The 16316-nt window shown below is 53.3% G+C and carries 21 protein-coding genes; all 21 read left to right on the top strand.

Annotated elements, in window-relative coordinates:
* Positions 1-4: 4 nt before the first annotated feature.
* Entirely contained in the window at positions 5-451 is a 447-nt protein-coding gene (gene flgC / locus K1558_RS21910; RefSeq protein WP_238653798.1) for a flagellar basal body rod protein FlgC, read from the top strand.
* Between the two features lie 29 nt (positions 452-480).
* Positions 481-792, top strand: coding sequence for a flagellar hook-basal body complex protein FliE (fliE, locus tag K1558_RS21905; RefSeq protein WP_238653797.1), 312 nt, complete (start codon positions 481-483; stop codon positions 790-792).
* A 34-nt stretch (positions 793-826) separates the two neighbouring features.
* Entirely contained in the window at positions 827-2416 is a 1590-nt protein-coding gene (gene fliF / locus K1558_RS21900) for a flagellar basal-body MS-ring/collar protein FliF (protein WP_238653796.1), read from the top strand.
* 4 nt (positions 2417-2420) lie between these two features.
* Positions 2421-3437 (top strand): flagellar motor switch protein FliG, encoded by a 1017-nt coding sequence (gene fliG / locus K1558_RS21895; protein WP_238653795.1) that lies wholly within the window; start codon positions 2421-2423, stop codon positions 3435-3437.
* Positions 3430-4278, top strand: a complete 849-nt coding sequence (locus K1558_RS21890; protein ID WP_238653794.1) for a FliH/SctL family protein — start codon at positions 3430-3432, stop codon at positions 4276-4278. The genes fliG and K1558_RS21890 overlap by 8 nt, the downstream gene beginning before the upstream one ends.
* Positions 4271-5587, top strand: coding sequence for a flagellar protein export ATPase FliI (gene fliI / locus K1558_RS21885; RefSeq protein WP_238653793.1), 1317 nt, complete (start codon positions 4271-4273; stop codon positions 5585-5587). Before K1558_RS21890 ends, fliI begins: the two co-directional genes overlap by 8 nt.
* Before the next feature lie 2 nt (positions 5588-5589).
* The gene (gene fliJ / locus K1558_RS21880) at positions 5590-6033 is read left to right on the top strand and encodes a flagellar export protein FliJ (protein ID WP_238653792.1); all 444 of its coding nucleotides are present in this window, start codon (positions 5590-5592) and stop codon (positions 6031-6033) included.
* Positions 6034-6051: 18 nt separating this feature from the next.
* A complete protein-coding gene (locus K1558_RS21875; protein WP_238653791.1) occupies positions 6052-7005 on the top strand; it encodes a MotE family protein in 954 nt (317 codons plus the stop codon).
* A 24-nt stretch (positions 7006-7029) separates the two neighbouring features.
* Entirely contained in the window at positions 7030-8523 is a 1494-nt protein-coding gene (locus K1558_RS21870) for a flagellar hook-length control protein FliK (protein WP_238653790.1), read from the top strand.
* A 34-nt stretch (positions 8524-8557) separates the two neighbouring features.
* Positions 8558-9040: a flagellar hook assembly protein FlgD gene (gene flgD / locus K1558_RS21865; protein ID WP_238653789.1), complete on the top strand. Its 483-nt coding sequence runs from the start codon at positions 8558-8560 to the stop codon at positions 9038-9040.
* Positions 9037-9420 carry a TIGR02530 family flagellar biosynthesis protein gene (locus K1558_RS21860; protein ID WP_238653788.1) on the top strand — a complete coding sequence of 128 codons (384 nt, stop codon included), beginning with the start codon at positions 9037-9039 and terminating at the stop codon, positions 9418-9420. The genes flgD and K1558_RS21860 overlap by 4 nt, the downstream gene beginning before the upstream one ends.
* 123 nt (positions 9421-9543) lie before the next feature.
* The gene (gene flgG / locus K1558_RS21855) at positions 9544-10362 is read left to right on the top strand and encodes a flagellar basal body rod protein FlgG (RefSeq protein ID WP_238653787.1); all 819 of its coding nucleotides are present in this window, start codon (positions 9544-9546) and stop codon (positions 10360-10362) included.
* A gap of 113 nt (positions 10363-10475) precedes the next feature.
* Entirely contained in the window at positions 10476-10700 is a 225-nt protein-coding gene (locus K1558_RS21850; RefSeq protein WP_238653786.1) for a flagellar FlbD family protein, read from the top strand.
* Positions 10697-11164, top strand: a complete 468-nt coding sequence (locus K1558_RS21845) for a flagellar basal body-associated FliL family protein (RefSeq protein ID WP_238653785.1) — start codon at positions 10697-10699, stop codon at positions 11162-11164. Before K1558_RS21850 ends, K1558_RS21845 begins: the two co-directional genes overlap by 4 nt.
* A 38-nt stretch (positions 11165-11202) precedes the next feature.
* Positions 11203-12201 carry a flagellar motor switch protein FliM gene (fliM, locus tag K1558_RS21840; protein WP_238653784.1) on the top strand — a complete coding sequence of 333 codons (999 nt, stop codon included), beginning with the start codon at positions 11203-11205 and terminating at the stop codon, positions 12199-12201.
* On the top strand, positions 12191-13516 hold the full coding sequence (gene fliY, locus K1558_RS21835) for a flagellar motor switch phosphatase FliY (protein ID WP_238653783.1): 1326 nt from the start codon (positions 12191-12193) through the stop codon (positions 13514-13516). The genes fliM and fliY overlap by 11 nt, the downstream gene beginning before the upstream one ends.
* A gap of 26 nt (positions 13517-13542) precedes the next feature.
* Complete coding sequence (locus tag K1558_RS21830; protein ID WP_019910416.1) at positions 13543-13908, top strand: response regulator; 366 nt, start codon at positions 13543-13545, stop codon at positions 13906-13908.
* 9 nt (positions 13909-13917) lie between these two features.
* Positions 13918-14445 carry a flagellar biosynthetic protein FliO gene (locus K1558_RS21825; protein ID WP_238653782.1) on the top strand — a complete coding sequence of 176 codons (528 nt, stop codon included), beginning with the start codon at positions 13918-13920 and terminating at the stop codon, positions 14443-14445.
* Positions 14442-15206, top strand: coding sequence for a flagellar type III secretion system pore protein FliP (fliP, locus tag K1558_RS21820; protein ID WP_238653781.1), 765 nt, complete (start codon positions 14442-14444; stop codon positions 15204-15206). Before K1558_RS21825 ends, fliP begins: the two co-directional genes overlap by 4 nt.
* Before the next feature lie 22 nt (positions 15207-15228).
* On the top strand, positions 15229-15498 hold the full coding sequence (fliQ, locus tag K1558_RS21815) for a flagellar biosynthesis protein FliQ (RefSeq protein WP_238653780.1): 270 nt from the start codon (positions 15229-15231) through the stop codon (positions 15496-15498).
* Positions 15499-15502: 4 nt separating this feature from the next.
* Positions 15503-16294, top strand: a complete 792-nt coding sequence (gene fliR / locus K1558_RS21810) for a flagellar biosynthetic protein FliR (protein WP_238653779.1) — start codon at positions 15503-15505, stop codon at positions 16292-16294.
* Positions 16295-16316: the final 22 nt, after the last annotated feature.

Raw genomic sequence — 16316 nt, 5'->3', positions numbered from 1 at the left:
AGCGATGAATTTTGGCAGCAGCTTTGGAATCAGTGCTTCGGCTTTAACCGCCCAGCGTCTGCGGATGGATATCATCTCGTCCAATATCGCAAACGCCGAGACTACTAGAGCTTCCGTAGTGGACGGCAAGGCCGTTCCTTACCGCCGTAAACTTGCAGTACTGGAGACATCCCAGGGAGACAGCTTCTCGAATATCCTTCACTCACAAATGGGCGGGGGCAGCGAAGGGGTTAAGGTTACAGCCATTATTGACGATACTTCGCCGCTCAAGCCGGTATATAACCCCAGCCATCCCGATGCGGATGTGAACGGGTATGTGTACATGCCCAATGTGGATATCACCAAGGAAATGGTGGACATGCTGTCTGCCTCGCGTTCTTATGAAGCGAATGTTACGATGCTGAACGCCTCCAAATCGATGGTGGTCAAGGCGCTTGAGATCGGACGGTAAGTTGAATCGATGAATCAGGGGGAGAACAAGTGATACAGAATGTATTGATCGGGAGCCAGGCCGTGCAGCCGCTCGCAATGATGAAGCCCGCAGCCGCTGACTCCTCAGCCGTCCAGCAGTCAGGACAGAGCTTCGGCTCGTATCTGGAGAATGCGCTTAATCAGGTGGCTGCCCAGGAACAGCAGGCGAAAGAGATGAGTAACAAATTTGTACTGGGAGAGGTCAATATCGACGAAGCGATGATATCATCCCAGCAGGCATTGCTGAGTTTGCAGCTGACTACACAAGTCCGGAACAAAGTGATAGAAGCCTATCAGGAAATTATGAGAACGCAAATCTAAATAATCCTAGCTACGTTTCGGATGGGGTGACACTGTGAATGAAAGATTGGCCCAGTACCGGGAGAAGGTGACCCAGTATTGGAACAGATTCAGCGGTAAACAGAAAATATTATTTTTCTCCACGCTGTTTATCATCATAATAGTAATCGTAGTAGTAACAATGCAGTTAACGAAGACTGAATATGAAGTGGCATTCAAGGATCTGGACAGCACGGATTCGGCAGGAGTTATGAATTATCTGGATTCTTCCGGGGTGTCTTACCGTCTGAGCCCTGATGGCAAGAGTATATCGGTACCAAGCACAGATGCTGCTCGTATCAAGATTGCTGTCGGTTCCCAGGGGATTGTGCAGCAGGGGTCCATCGGATACAAGGTGTTCAATGAATCATCTTCGATGATCGGCACTACAGACAGCGAATTCAATGTGAAGTACAACAACGCCCTGAATGGCGAAGTGGAACAGCTCATGCGAAGAATGCAGGGGATCAAGGACGCCAAGGTGCTCATCACCCTGCCCAAAGAGACGGTATTCGCCGCGCAGGAGGATCAGGAGAAGGCTCAGGCTTCCGTTGTGCTCAGCTTCGATCCAGGATTCAGACCGTCCCAGGAGAATATTGACGGCTACTTCAATCTGGTGAAGACCGCTGTGCCGAATCTTCCAATCGACAATATTACGATCACCAATAATGAGGTGGAGCTGCGGCCTACAGCCAGAGGCGGCCAGAGCGGCGTCTCCAGCCAGGTTGAAGAGAACTTCGCGCTGCAGAAGAAATTTGAGGAAGATGTCAAACGGGATGTCAAGCAGTTCCTCAGCACACTCACCGGTCCCGATAAAGTCGATGTTCTGGTATTCTCCAAGCTGAACTTCGACAAAGAGAACCGGAAGGAAGACCTCGTTGTGCCTGTAGACACCGAGAATATGAAAGGGATCGAAATCAGCTCCCAGATCATCAGCAATACGTACTCGGGCAAAGGAAACACATCCGGAGGAGTGGCAGGTACAGGCTCTGAAGATGTTGCAGGTTATCCGGCGGGGGCAAGTACGGGTGATTCTTCTTCTGAGGAAACATCGGAGACAAGGAACTATGAAGTCAGCAGAATCACTAAGGATATTATTGCCAGCCCATATACTGTAAAAGATTTAACCATTAATGTTGCGGTTGAACCACCTGCAGGACAAACGGCTCTGGATGATGCGACCTCGGGAGCGATCAGAAACATTCTGGTCAATATCGTCCGTGCTTCACTGGCCGACTCGGGTATCACTTATACAGACGCCGATCTTACTAAAAAAGTTTCGGTAATGTCCCAACAATTTGGCAGTACTGCTGCGGATACGCAGACCGGAGGGCTTGCCAGCTGGATGATCTGGGCGATTGGCGCAGCCGCATTGCTAGTCGGTGCCGGTGGGGGTTATCTGATCTACCGCAGCCGCAAGAACAAACAGGAGGAAGAGGTAGAGGAAGATATTCCGCTGCAGGTTCCTACCGAATTCCCGTCTATTAATATGGACAGTGTGACGAACGAGAGTCAGGTCCGCAAGCAGCTGGAGAGTCTGGCGAAGAAGAAGCCGGACGAATTCGTCAACCTGCTGCGTACATGGCTTGCTGAAGAACAGAGGTGAAGGAATGGCTAAAGCTAGCCAGCAGGGACTGAGCGGCCGGCAAAAAGCGGCAATCCTGCTAATCACATTAGGGCCGGAAGTATCGGCACAAATATTCAAGCATTTGAGAGACGAGGAAATCGAACAGCTCACTCTGGAGATTGCGAATGTCCGCAAGGTGGACAGCGGGGAGAAGGAGCTCATCATGTCCGAATTCCATCAGATCTGTCTCGCCCAGGAGTATATCTCACAAGGCGGCATTAACTATGCGAAGGAGATTCTGGAGAAGGCGCTTGGCTCAGCCAAGGCGCTCGAAGTCATTAACCGGCTCACGGCGACGCTCCAGGTCAGACCGTTCGATTTCGCCCGCAAGGCGGACCCGAACCAGATTCTCAACTTCATTCAGAATGAGAATGTTCAGACCATTGCCCTTGTACTCTCTTATCTGCAATTTGAGCAGGCCGCCTCCATCCTGTCTTCACTGCCTCAGGAGAAGCAGGCTGAGGTCGCCCGGAGAATCGCGATTATGGACAGCACCTCGCCGGAGGTTGTGACTCAGATCGAACGTGTGCTGGAGCAGAAGCTGTCGGCAACCGTCACCCAGGATTATACGAATGCGGGCGGTATCGAATCGATTGTCCAGATTCTGAACGGTGTAGACCGCGGTACAGAACGTACGATTCTGGATTCCCTGGAGATTCAGGACCCCGAACTGGCGGAGGAAATCAAGAAGCGGATGTTCGTCTTCGAGGATATCGTCAATGTGGACAACCGCTCCATCCAGCGGATTATCAAGGATATCGACAATGCGGATCTGCAGCTGGCGCTCAAGGTGGCCAGCGAAGAGGTGCGGGATGTTATCTTCCGCAACATGTCCAAGCGTATGGCGGAGACCTTCCGCGAGGAGATGGAGTATATGGGTCCGGTACGGCTGCGTGATGTGGAAGAAGCACAGACCCGTATCGTAGGCACGATCCGCAGACTTGAGGAATCCGGTGAAATTATCATCGCCCGTGGCGGAGGAGATGACATTATTGTCTAAGCTGATCAAACATTCTCAATATATTCCTGTTGATGTGCTGAAGCGGCTGGAGCAGGCCAGACATCATGCAGGACTTACTGAAGAGCCTGCTCAGGACGAGGCAGCGGGGGACAGCCGTGAGGCAGACCCTGCGGGAGAAGCGGCGGAGCAGACCCGGAGGCAGATGCTGAAGGACGCTCAGGAGTTCGCTGAAGATCAGGTCCGAAGCGCCTCCCAGGAAGCCGAGAATATTATCGAATCAGCACGGACGGAAGCTGAAGAATGGTGGCGCCAGCAGAGGGAGCAGGATGAGCTGCTGACCGAAGCGGTCAAGGCCGAGGGGTATCAGCAGGGCTATCAGGAAGGTCTGGCCCAGGCTGAGCTGGAGATGTCCCGGCGTATGGCTGAGATGATGGAGGAGGCGCGAAGCGTGCTTCAGGAGGCATACCGGGCAAGAGATGTGATTATTCAGGAGGCTGAGCCGTTTCTGGTGGAGATGAGCTGCAGCATTGCCGAGAAGATCGTGGACAAGCAGCTGACGGTGGAGCCGCAGTTCGCCATGGATCTCATCCGTAAGAATCTGGCCCGCAAGCGTGAGCAGGGGTTGATCTCGCTATGCGTCTCTCCTGCCCAGTTCGCCTTCGTCAATGCTGCAAGAGAGGAGCTCTCGCTCGCGGTAGACTCGCAGGCAGAGCTGCAGATTCTCCCGGACTCCACGGTGAAGGACCAGGGCTGTGTTATCCGCTCCTCCTTCGGCAGCATTGATGCCCGCGTCGATACCCAGCTTGCCGAGATCAAAAAAGAGCTGCTCCGCATTGCACTGGACTCGGATGAGCAGAGAAGTGGAGACAGCGATGCTTGATGCCGCAAAGTATAAAGAGCAGCTGCGTAACTTCGATCCGGTCCGCATTAACGGTAAGGTTACCCAGGTGATCGGGCTGATGGTCGAGTCAGAGGGTCCGGATGCCAGCATCGGTGATGTGTGTTATATCTATCCGGCCAAGGGTACGAAGCCTCTGCAGGCCGAGGTCGTCGGCTTCCGCGACAACAAGGTGCTGCTCATGCCGCTGGGTGAACTGCAGGCTATCGGCCCCGGCTGTGATGTCGTCGGCACCGGCAAGCCGCTGAGTGTTCAAGTTGGCTCCGAGCTGCTGGGCAAGGTGCTGGACGGACTGGGACAGCCGCTTGACGGCTCCCTGATCCCGGCCAGAATGCCGCATAGCTCAACCTTTAATATACCGTCCAATCCGCTGAACCGCCCGCGGGTGGCCGAGCCGATCAGCATCGGAGTCCGGGCGATTGACGGTCTGCTGACTATCGGCAAAGGCCAGCGCGTGGGGATCTTCGCCGGCTCGGGCGTCGGGAAGAGTACCCTGATGGGCATGATTGCTCGCAACACGTCAGCAGATGTGAATGTGATTGCGCTGATCGGCGAGCGGGGCAGAGAGGTGCTGGATTTCATTGAGCGCGACCTGGGACCGGAGGGCCTCCAGCGTTCAGTAGTTATCGTAGCGACCTCAGACCAGCCGGCGCTGATTCGCATCAAAGGGGCGCTGATTGCCACTACCATCGCGGAGTACTTCCGCGACCGCGGCCTGAATGTGATGCTGATGATGGACTCGGTGACCCGTTACGCCATGGCCCAGCGCGAGGTGGGACTGGCTGTAGGCGAGCCTCCGGCGATGAGGGGATATACGCCATCCGTGTTCGCCAGCCTGCCCAAGCTGCTGGAGCGGGCAGGGACCGGGCCTACAGGCTCAATCACCGCTTTCTATACCGTGCTGGTTGACGGTGACGATATGAATGAGCCGATCGCCGATGCGGTGCGTGGTATCCTGGACGGACATATTGTCCTGAACCGGAGCATTGCCAACAAAGGACATTTCCCGGCCATTGATGTACTCTCCAGCATCAGCCGGGTGATGAAGGACATTGCTCCGGAGGAGCAGATTGCGGCGGCGGAGAATGTGAAGCGCCTGATGGCCGTATACAAGGATTCCGAAGATCTGATTAATATCGGAGCCTACCAGCGGGGCTCCAATGCCCAGATCGATGAATCCATGCATTACATCGACAGCATCTGGGAATTCACCAAGCAGAAGGTGAATGAGAAGGTAACCCTTAGTGAAGTGCAGCAGTCTTTAATTTCACAGTTCTCGAGGAGTGAATGATCATGCGGTTCCATTATACTTTTCAAAAAGTGGTGGACTTGAAGGGTAACGAAAAGACACAGGCAGAGTGGATGCTCTCAAGCGCCCTCGGAGAACTGCAGGCACAGGAGAAAAGCCTTGATGAATTAATAAACCAGCGGAGCTCACTGATGATGTCCCTGCAAAGTGCAGCCCAGCAGAGGACGCCGCTGGCCAAAATCCGCGAGATGCAGGATTATGCGGATTATCTGGACAGATGTATTGCCCGCAAGCAGTCTGATATCAGCCGGGCGCATATGGAGGTTCAGAATAAACAGAATCATCTGAGTACCAAGGTGCTGGATGAGAAGGTATGGCTGAAGGCAAAAGACAAGGCACAGACGGCATTTCTGCAGAATATGAGTTTACGGGAACAAAACGAACTGGATGAGATGGCTACCGTCCGCTTCGCGATGAAATCCCTCTAACCCGGGAGGTTTCCGCCAGTGGCAAATCATGATATGGAATTTGAAGATGAAGGGTCGGCAGGCAAGTTAGAGCGTTTCTTATTCTTGATGATTCCGATCATCTTCACGCTTGTGCTGCTTGGGGTATTGCTGACTCTATTTAATATGGATATCCGCAATAACGTGCTGGAGATTGCGGGCAAAATTCCTTTTGTAGAAAAGTGGGTTCCTGATCCGGTGCCGGACCCTGAGGCGGCAGATGAGACCGGCGGTGAACCGCAAAAGGAAAGCAAGGAGCAGGCTGCCAGCTCGGAGAGCACAATTAAGGAGCTTAAATCGCAGCTGGCCGCGCAGGCTGAGAAGCTGAAGCAGGCTGAAGACGCAAGAACAGCTGAAGCGGACAAGGCTTCGGCGCTGCAGAAGCAGATTGACGGCTTGAAGACAGAAGCCGCTGAGGCCGCAGCCGCAACAGATGAAGAAGAGGATCCGTATCTTACGAAGGTAAAGGACCTGGCCAAGCTGTATGCCGGAATGAAGCCTTCCAAGGCAGCTCCCATCATGGAGAATATGACCACGGAAGAGATGGTGCAGATCTTCAGCAACATGAACAATGCCGGCAAAACGGCCATTCTCGAAAAGATGGACCCTAAAAAAGCAGCGGATGTGTCCATTCTGCTAAAGGAAACAACCAATTCAACCGATATGGCTATTGCAGCCCTTCAATCCAGACTTAAGCAGGATGCAGGGGGCGAGGCCCCTGCAAAGCCTTCGGCCAATCTGGATCAGGAAAAGCTCAGCCAGACCTTCACCGCTATGCCGGCTGCAGATGCAGCTGTCCTGCTCGGCTCCATGTACAGCGTCAGTCCGGATAAGGTCATTACGGTCCTTAATTCGGTAAGTGACACAGTCCGCTCCTCTATTCTGGGCGAGATGACGAAGAAGGACAGCAAGCAGGCTGCTAAGATTGTAAACCGTCTGATGGGCGGCAAATAACACGCTTGAAGGGAGGTGAAAAAGATGAGTCTAATCATACAAACCCTGGCTGCAGGTAATTTGACTACGGGCGGAGGATCAACGGCGGGTGCAAGTGGAGCAGGCGGCACAACTGCAGCGGCTTCCAGTCCGGCAATGCCTTTTGCACAGACGCTGGTACAGAGCATGGGCGGCACAACCGCAGCTGCTCCGGCAACCGCGGCTCCTGCTGTTAATCTGGCGTCCTTGCTGCAAGGACTTCTAAGTGCCGTGCAGGCTAAGGGAGAGGATACAGAAAGTCTGGATAAGCAGACAGCCCCCTTACTGGAAAGCATGAAGCAGGATGTAGAGCAGCTGGACAGCAGTCTGGAGGCCGATCCTAGCTTGCTTGCAGCGCTCCAGGGATGGCTGCTTCAGGTATCCGCTCTGCTGACCGGCAACACTGCTGCAGTGCAGCAGAATGGAGCTGAGCCTGCGGCTGAGACCTCCGTAACCTTGTCGCCGCTTGCGGGCAACCCGGACACCCTGCGTTTTGCCGTTCAGGATGAACTGAACAGCCTGGTGCAGCTGGTTCAGAAGGCAGCGGTCAGCGGCGATCAGGAGACGGCTGTCAAAGGAGCAGCACTTCTGAATCAATTCTCGGCTCTTATGGCGGAGAGTACACCTGTTAATCACAAGTCCATGGCTAACAAGGCTCCAGCAGTTGTTGATGCTCCAGCGGTGTCACTTAAACAGGCAACGGGAAGCGAGCCTAAGGTGGAAATGTATAGCAAGGCAGATTTGGCAGCGGATGTCCGCAGACTATTAGGGGCTTCAGCGAGCACTCGTTCTATGCTGGATGCAGCGGCTGGGGCTGGCAATTCCGAAGCGGTAACTGCACCTGAGGGTTCCACTCCTGTGGCCACGTTAGTGCCTGCCGCAGCGAAGGAGACCGTGCTTGCAGAAGATCCTTTGCTCGCTGGCGAAGGGACAACTAAGGAGCCGGAGGTTGTAACGGCGGGCCAATTATCCCTGCGGCACGGAATTACTGCACCGCTTAAGGCGGAGGCTGCGCCTGTGCCGGTCCATCAATTTGCCCGCGAGATGAATTCGTTCATCGGCGGCAAGCTTGAGATCGTCCGCAAAGGCGGCGTGGCGGAAGCAACCATTACTTTGTTCCCTGAGAATCTGGGACAAGTGGATGTGAAGATTACTATGCATAACGGCAATCTGGTTGCACAGTTCATGACCCAGCATGCCGGAACCAAGGATATGCTGGAGCAGCAGATGAGTCAGCTCCGTCTGGCGCTGCAATCCCAGGGTCTGCAGGTAGAACGGCTGGAAGTATCGCAGAACAGCTCGTCCCCTCAGTCCCAGTGGACCGGACAGCAAGGCCAGCAGGCAGGGGCCGGCAGCCAGCAGCAAGGCAGACGCTCAAGAGAACGCCAGGAAGAATCCGGAGATGCAGTATTAGCTGCGGAGCTGGGCGGAGAATGGAAGGATTGGGTCTCGGCACAGCAGGAGCTTGCAGAGGACGGCGGCTTCTCAGCCAAGGCTTAGTGAATAAGTGAACAGACAAGAGAGGTGAGATAGCATGGCAACAACACCCCCCGTTTCAACGAGTGATCAATGGAATTATGTAGTCGACAATAAGCCTAAGACCACCGGGAGTTCTACACTGGGCAAGGATCAGTTCCTGAAGATTCTAATGACCCAGCTGCAGAATCAGGACCCGACGCAGCCGATGGAGGACAAGGAATTCATCGCCCAGATGGCCCAGTTCTCATCGGTTGAGCAGCTTATGAATATTTCAACCCAGCTTACGGCGATGAATCAGTCGCTGGGCTCGGTCTCCGGGCTGATCGGCAAGCAGATTACCTGGACGGATACCGAGACAAAATTGCCGAAATCCGGCAATGTAGAATCCATTGTTGTCAGCAGCGGTGTCCAATACGCGGTTGTAAGCAATGAGCGCATTGCCTTAACGGATGTCACGCAAATCCAGAATGCCGTTAGTGAAGCAGAAGCAGGCAGTGACTCTTCAACGGACGGCGGGGAGAGCGGGGAAACGGCATGAGTGACCGGATAACAATCGGGCAGCTGTACCCGGGAACGGTACATCCTTCTGCCCTGCAGCGTCCGTCATCCGTCAAGAACCCGGCCGGCTCCGAGGCTTCCTTCGAGAGTGTGCTGCAGAAGAATCTGCTGAAATTCAGCAATCATGCAGCGAGACGTCTGGAGCAGCGGGGAATCGAGCTTGGCAGCCGCCAGCTGGATCAGATCTCCTCTGCTGTAGATAAGGCAGCCGCCAAGGGCAGCAAAGAGTCATTGATTCTCATGAAAGACATGGCGTTAATCGTAAGTGTCGCCAACCGGACTGTAGTTACGGCCATGGACGGCCAATCTATGAAAGACAATGTATTCACGCAGATTGACAGCGCAGTAATTATCTCATGAACCGGCTGGTCCGAACTGGAGAGCCGGCAGTGGCCGCCGACCGACTGACGCGGCCATGCTCTTAGCTTCAACATTCCAATTCTCAAGAGTCAGAAGACTCTATATCCGGGAGGACGATTAATAATGTTAAGATCGATGTATTCAGGGGTTTCAGGTATGCGCGGCTTCCAGACGAAGCTTGATGTTATCGGCAACAATATCGCCAATGTCAATACCATCGGCTTCAAATCAGGCCGCGTGATGTTCAAGGATATCATGAGCCAGACCGTATCCGGGGTTACGGCACCGGTGGATGGGGGCCAGGGCGGGGTGAATGCGAAGCAGATCGGCCTCGGGGTATCCATCGGCTCTATCGATACCATGCATACGGGCGGCAGTGCGATGACGACCAATAATCCTACCGACCTGCGGATTGAAGGAGACGGATTCTTCCTGGTGAAGCTCTCGGAGGACCAGGATGTTCCCTTCCTGACCCGCGCCGGGGATTTCCATGTCGATGCGGGCCGTAATCTGATTACGTCCGATGGGCTGCACGTCGTAGATTCCGGCGGTGAACCCATTCAGTTGGGAGAGGATGTAACGGCGTTCTCGATCTCCAGCAACGGTACGATCATACAGAGTATGGCTGACGGCACCACCCAGAACGGTGTGCAGATTGGTATCGGCAAGGTGAGCAATCCGTCGGGTCTGGAGAAGATCGGCGGCAACTTGTACCGGATGACATTGAATGCCAATGCCGAGGGTGCACTGGAGCCGACCACGGCCAGCAACACTGAGGTAGGAACCGGCACCATCGTTCCCGGCCAGCTGGAGATGTCCAACGTTGACCTGACCGGCGAATTCACGGAGATGATTGTGACCCAGCGCGGCTTCCAGGCGAACTCGCGGATCATAACCACCTCTGACGAAGTGCTGCAGGAAGTGGTTAACCTGAAGCGTTAAGCTCTTCCTTTAGCTTAATACTAGCTTGATCAAGACACTCTGCCGCTCAGCAGGGTTGTCAGAACAGTCGTGGGGGAGGAATCCTCCCCCTATTTTTTGTTAGGAGGCCTGTTATGATTTCGGTAACAAGATTGAACGGGGCAGCCATGTGGCTGAATGCCCTGTTAGTTGAAATGGTGGAGGAGTCACCGGACACGTACATTACACTCGTAACGGGCAAAAGGCTGATTGTGCGTGAGAAGGCCGATGAAGTCATTAACATGATCAAGGAATATAACAGGGACATAGGCACACATGCTGCCACCATTAAAGTCCAGTCGATGGAGGAGCTTTCATGAAAAAGATGCTGCCGTGGCTCATTACGATACTGCTGGCCATTACGCTTATCGTAGTCGCCGCATTCCTGCTGATGGACAGGTTTTTCCCAAGTGATGCAAATGATGCAAACCAGGCTGTACAGAACGTGGAGACTAAGAAGTTGTCTGCGGATGAAATCGTCGAATTGACGGCCGAAATCAAAGACATCAAAACCAACCTTGCCGATCCCGATTACATCCTGTCAGTTGACATCGCGATTCAATTAGATTCGGCGAAGTCCAAGGAAGAATTCGAAAAGATAAAATCAATCAAGATTACACCGCTGATTATCAAGGCGGTTGCCGATGCAAAGCCCGAGGAGTTGAGAGGGGCAAACGGCATGGATCAATTCAACAGCAAGCTGGCGAACATTATCAATAAGAACTTGACTAAAGGTTCGATTACCCAGATTGAATTCACTAAGTTTATACTGGCACCGATGTAGCTGCAGGCGGGTTCATTCTTTGATGGGGGGTGATTGAATTGGTTGATGTACTATCACAAAACGAAATTGATGCGCTGCTTGCTGCATTGTCATCCGGAGAGATGGATGCCGACGAACTTAAAAAGGAAGAAACCCAGAAAAAGATCCGCTCTTACGATTTCAAACGGGCTGTGCGCTTCTCCAAGGATCATATCCGCAGTCTTACGCGGATCCATGATAACTTTGCCCGCTATCTTACGACATACTTTTCGGCCCAATTACGTACCTTCGTGCAGATCAATGTCGTTCAGGTAGAGCAGCTCCCTTATGATGAGTTTATCCGCTCCATTCCGAAGATGACGATTCTGAATATCTTCGAAGCCGAACCGCTGGAGGGCCGGATGGTCATGGAGGTTCACCCGAATATCGCCTTCGCCATGCTCGACCGGCTGCTGGGCGGCTTCGGAACAGCACCCTCCAAGATTAATTCGCTGACCGAGATTGAGACAACGATTATGGAGCGGATCTTCAGCCGGTGCTTTGAGAGCCTGCAGGAGGCCTGGAAAACGGTGCTGGATATCCATCCGCGGATGGAAGCGCTGGAAACAAATCCGCAGTTCATGCAGATTGTATCGCCCAATGAGACCATTGCGCTGATCTCCCTCAGCACCAAGATAGGGGATACAACAGGGATGATCAACCTCTGTATTCCTCACGTTGTACTGGAGCCGATTATGTCGAGATTGTCCGTACACCAGTGGTTTGTCTCCGAGAAGAAGGTGCGGGATGAGGTGGAGCTTGAAGCGATCCGGGCGAGAGTTCACCGGGCCCAGCTTCCGATTGTAGCCGAGCTGGGCGAATCCAGATTATCCATCGCTGAATTTCTTGGACTCAGCGTCGGCGACGTGATTTCCCTGAACAAAACGGTGGATTCCGGTCTGTCGATCAAGGTAGGAGACAAGCTGAAGTTCATCGGAAGTCCCGGGATGATCAAAGAACGTGTGGCTGTACAAATAGACGAGATTGTCAGCGAAGGGGTTGAAGAGTTTGACGAGTAAAGATTATTTGTCCCAGGAGGAGATCGATGCCCTTCTAAGACAGTCTGCGGAAGGCACCCTGGCTCCTTCACCGAAGACTGTGGATGATTACTTAACGCCGTTTGAGCAGGATGCGCTGGGAGAGATCGGCAATATCACCTTCGGAAGCGCGGCGACAGCACTCTCCACGCTCCTGGGCAAGAAAGTGGATATCACCACACCTAAGGTATCGATCATTACCCGCGGAGAGTTCGAGGAGGCCTTCCCGAAACCTCATGTGGCGGTTCATGTGCAGTATGTGGACGGCTTTCAGGGAATCAATTCCCTGGTCATCAAGATCAGGGATGCGCAGGTCATTGCCGACCTGATGCTGGGCGGGGAAGGACAGCCTAAGGATGAGGAGCTGAATGAGATCCATATCAGCGCCGTGCAGGAAGCAATGAATCAGATGATGGGCTCATCCGCAACCTCGATGTCAACCATCTTCAACCGGTTCGTGAACATCTCCCCGCCCGGTATAGATATTCTCAACATGTCCAGCGGTGAAGGGGTCGGCAGCCTGCCGGATGATGAAACCCTGATCCAGATTTCCTTCCGCCTGAAAATCGGTGACCTGATCGATTCTACCATCATGCAGTTGCTGCCGGTACAGTTCGCCAAGGATATGGTGACGATGCTGCTGGGTGATGTCGGTCAGCCGGAACAGGAAGCAGCAGCCGCCGCCGTGGAGACGCCGGCGCAGACTCCGCCTCCGGCAGCAGCACCGGAACCGCCTGCAGCGCCGCCTACGGCACAGCAGCAGATGCCGGCGCCGGAAGCGCCTGGATACCCGCCGCAGTATCCGCCGCAGGGACAGGGAATGCCGCCATACCCGGGAATGCCGGAAGGCGGATATTATTATCCTCCGCAAGGGATGCCGGCGTATGGAATGCAGGGGGTTCCGCCTTACGGTATGCCTCCGCAGGGGACACCGTATCAGCAGGCTCCGCCGCAGAATCCGGCACCGGGCCGCAACGTGAATGTGCAGCCTGTCCAGTTCGCGAATCTGAACGCCGGAGCGTTCGGCAATATCGACGAAAATAATTTAAATTTATTGATGGACATACCCCTAAAGGTAACCGTAGAATTAGGAAGGACCCAGAAGCAGATCAAAGATATTCTGGAAATGTCGCAAGGTTCGATTATTGAACTGGACAAGCTGGCGGGTGAGCCTGTTGACATCCTGGTGAACAACAAGCTCATTGCCAAAGGGGAAGTCGTAGTTATCGACGAGAACTTTGGTGTCCGCGTTACCGATATCGTCAGCCAGTGGGACCGCATACAGAAATTACAATAAGCATACTTAGGGAGGATTTTGTAAAAATGGCTAACCGAATTCTAATCGTGGACGATGCAGCATTTATGAGAATGATGATCCGGGACATTTTGTCGAAGAACGGGTTTGAGGTTGTGGGGGAAGCCCAGGACGGTTCACAGGCGATTGAGAAATTCAAGGAGCTGCGTCCGGATCTGATCACGATGGATATCACCATGCCTGAAATGGACGGAATCGCCGCCCTGAAAGAGATCAAAAAAGTGGATGCCAATGCCAAAGTCATCATGTGTTCAGCCATGGGTCAGCAGGCTATGGTTATTGATGCAATTCAAGCGGGCGCCAAGGACTTCATCGTGAAGCCGTTCCAGGCGGACCGGGTCATTGAAGCCATCAATAAAACACTGGGTGTATAGGAATAAGGTATGTTAGCCAATTCCGGAACGTTCGGAGACGGTGGCAGCTCCCTGCTGAGTCTGCTCAAGGTTATATTTGTTCTTGCAATCATTGTTGTTCTTATCGTGCTGCTGATCCGTTTCCTGGGACGCCGCAATCAGATTCTGATGAGCGGCCGTTCCATCCGTACGCTGGGAGCGCTCGGTCTTGGCCCGAATAAGTCAATTCAGGTCATCGAACTGGGCGGCAGCCTGTATCTTATAGGTGTAGGCGAGAATATCTCTATGATGGACAAGATTACCGATCCGGCAGAGGTGGCGCTGATCATCTCCGCTTTTGAAGACCAGTCCTCAGGAACCGAGAACTTCTTGGCACCGCTGATCGCCAAGATCAGAACGAAGCTGCGCGGTGAAGCCGTATCCGAGGAGATTGAGCTAAGTGAGACCTCGTCCTTTTATGAGACCCTGCAATCCAAGCTGGCAGAGGCCCCGGAGCGTAAAGAGAGGCTTGAGGAGCTGCTTAGGGATGAGGATCTGAAGAAGCCGGGGGATTTATGAAAAAAAAGCTGATTCTTTCTATACTGCTGCTTGGCGTTTTCAGTGTCCTGCTGCTGCATCCGGTCCATGCTGATCCGATCCCGAATATTAATATTGAGGTCGGAGGCAACGGCGGTTCAGGCGGAGGGACAAGCTCCATTTCGATTCTGCTGCTGGTAACGGTTCTGAGCATCGCTCCGGCGTTCCTGGTCCTGATGACCAGCTTCACGCGGATTGTGATCGTGCTGGGGTTCGTCAGAACTTCACTCGGCACCCAGCAGATGCCTCCGAACCAGGTGCTGGTGGGACTGGCGTTGTTCCTGACCCTGTTCATTATGTCTCCGACACTGGCTACGGTGAACGAAACGGCCTTACAGCCCTATATGAAGGGCACACTGACCCAGAGCGAGGCGCTGAATAAGGCGCAGGAGCCGATCAAAGAATTCATGTTCAAGCAGACCAGCACCAAGGACCTCCTGCTGTTCATGAATTATACCGGCAGCAAGGCTTCCGTCAAGCCGGCCAGCTATAATGATATTCCGTTAACCGTCATGGTGCCGGCATTTGCAATCGGAGAGATGAAGAAGGCTTTTACCATGGGCTTTATGATCTTTATTCCTTTTCTGATTATCGATATTGTGGTGTCCAGCACCCTGATGGCGATGGGGATGATGATGCTGCCGCCGGTTATGATATCGCTGCCTTTCAAAATTATGCTATTCGTGCTGGTGGACGGGTGGTATCTGGTGGTCAAATCGCTGCTTATGAGTTTTAACACCTGATCTTTAAGAGGAGGCATACGGGATGAATCCGGATTTTATTATCGGCCTGGCGGGTCAAGCCGTGTATTTAGTGCTGGAAACCAGCGCCCCCATGCTGATCCTTGGTCTGGTGGTAGGACTGATTGTCAGTATTTTTCAAGCCACTACCCAGATTCAGGAGCAGACCCTGGCGTTTGTGCCCAAAATCGTGGCCGTGCTGCTCGCCCTGCTGCTGTTTGGTCCTTGGATCATAACGAAGCTGGTCGATTTCACCAGCCAAATCCTGGGCAACCTCTATATGTATATCGGTTGAGCGGATGAATATAGAGACCCTGGTGCAAAGTTTTCCTGTTTTTTTGCTGATTTTTTGTCGAATTACCGCCTTTTTTGTTGTCGTTCCTGTCTTTTCATCGCAAAGCGTGCCGACAACATTCAAAATTGGCTTGTCTTTTTTTGTATCCATGGTGATCTTCAGCTCTGGCAGCATGAATGTTACGGTTCCGCAGGACCTCGGTTATGTGCTCCTTGTTATGCGGGAGGTTCTGATCGGGCTGCTGCTCGGGTTTGTCGCCTACCTGATGTTCATGACGATTCAGACGGCCGGCTCGTTCATCGATATTCAGATCGGGTTCGGGATTGCCAATGTCATCGACCCGATGACCGGAGCATCTGCGCCCATTATCGGCAACTTCAAATATATGATTGCCCTGCTGCTGTTCCTGAGCATGAACGGTCATCACTATCTGCTGGATGCGATTGTGTACAGTTACAAATGGGTGCCGCTGGACAATAATCTGTTCCTCAAAATGATCGACGGCAGCCTGTCAGAGTTTCTGGTCCGGACCTTTGCGCAGTCCTTCATGCTGGCCTTCCAGATGTCGGCGCCGCTGGTGGCCGCCCTGTTCCTGACAGATGTCGGCCTTGCCTTCCTGGCGAGAACGGCTCCGCAATACAATGTGTTTGTTATCGGCGTTCCGCTCAAAATCATTATAGGCCTGGCGCTGCTGCTGATTCTGATGCCGGGGATGGCTGCGCTGTTCCGTAACCTCTTCGACATTATGTTCGAGTCCATGCACAATCTGCTTGGCCTTGTGGGGAAGAGTCCTTAGGCAGCGGTAAGGAGAGAATATC

The organism is Paenibacillus piscarius (genome assembly GCF_022234545.1).
Lineage (GTDB): Bacteria > Bacillota > Bacilli > Paenibacillales > Paenibacillaceae > Paenibacillus_AQ > Paenibacillus_AQ piscarius.
This window is presented reverse-complemented; position numbering and strand designations above follow the sequence as displayed.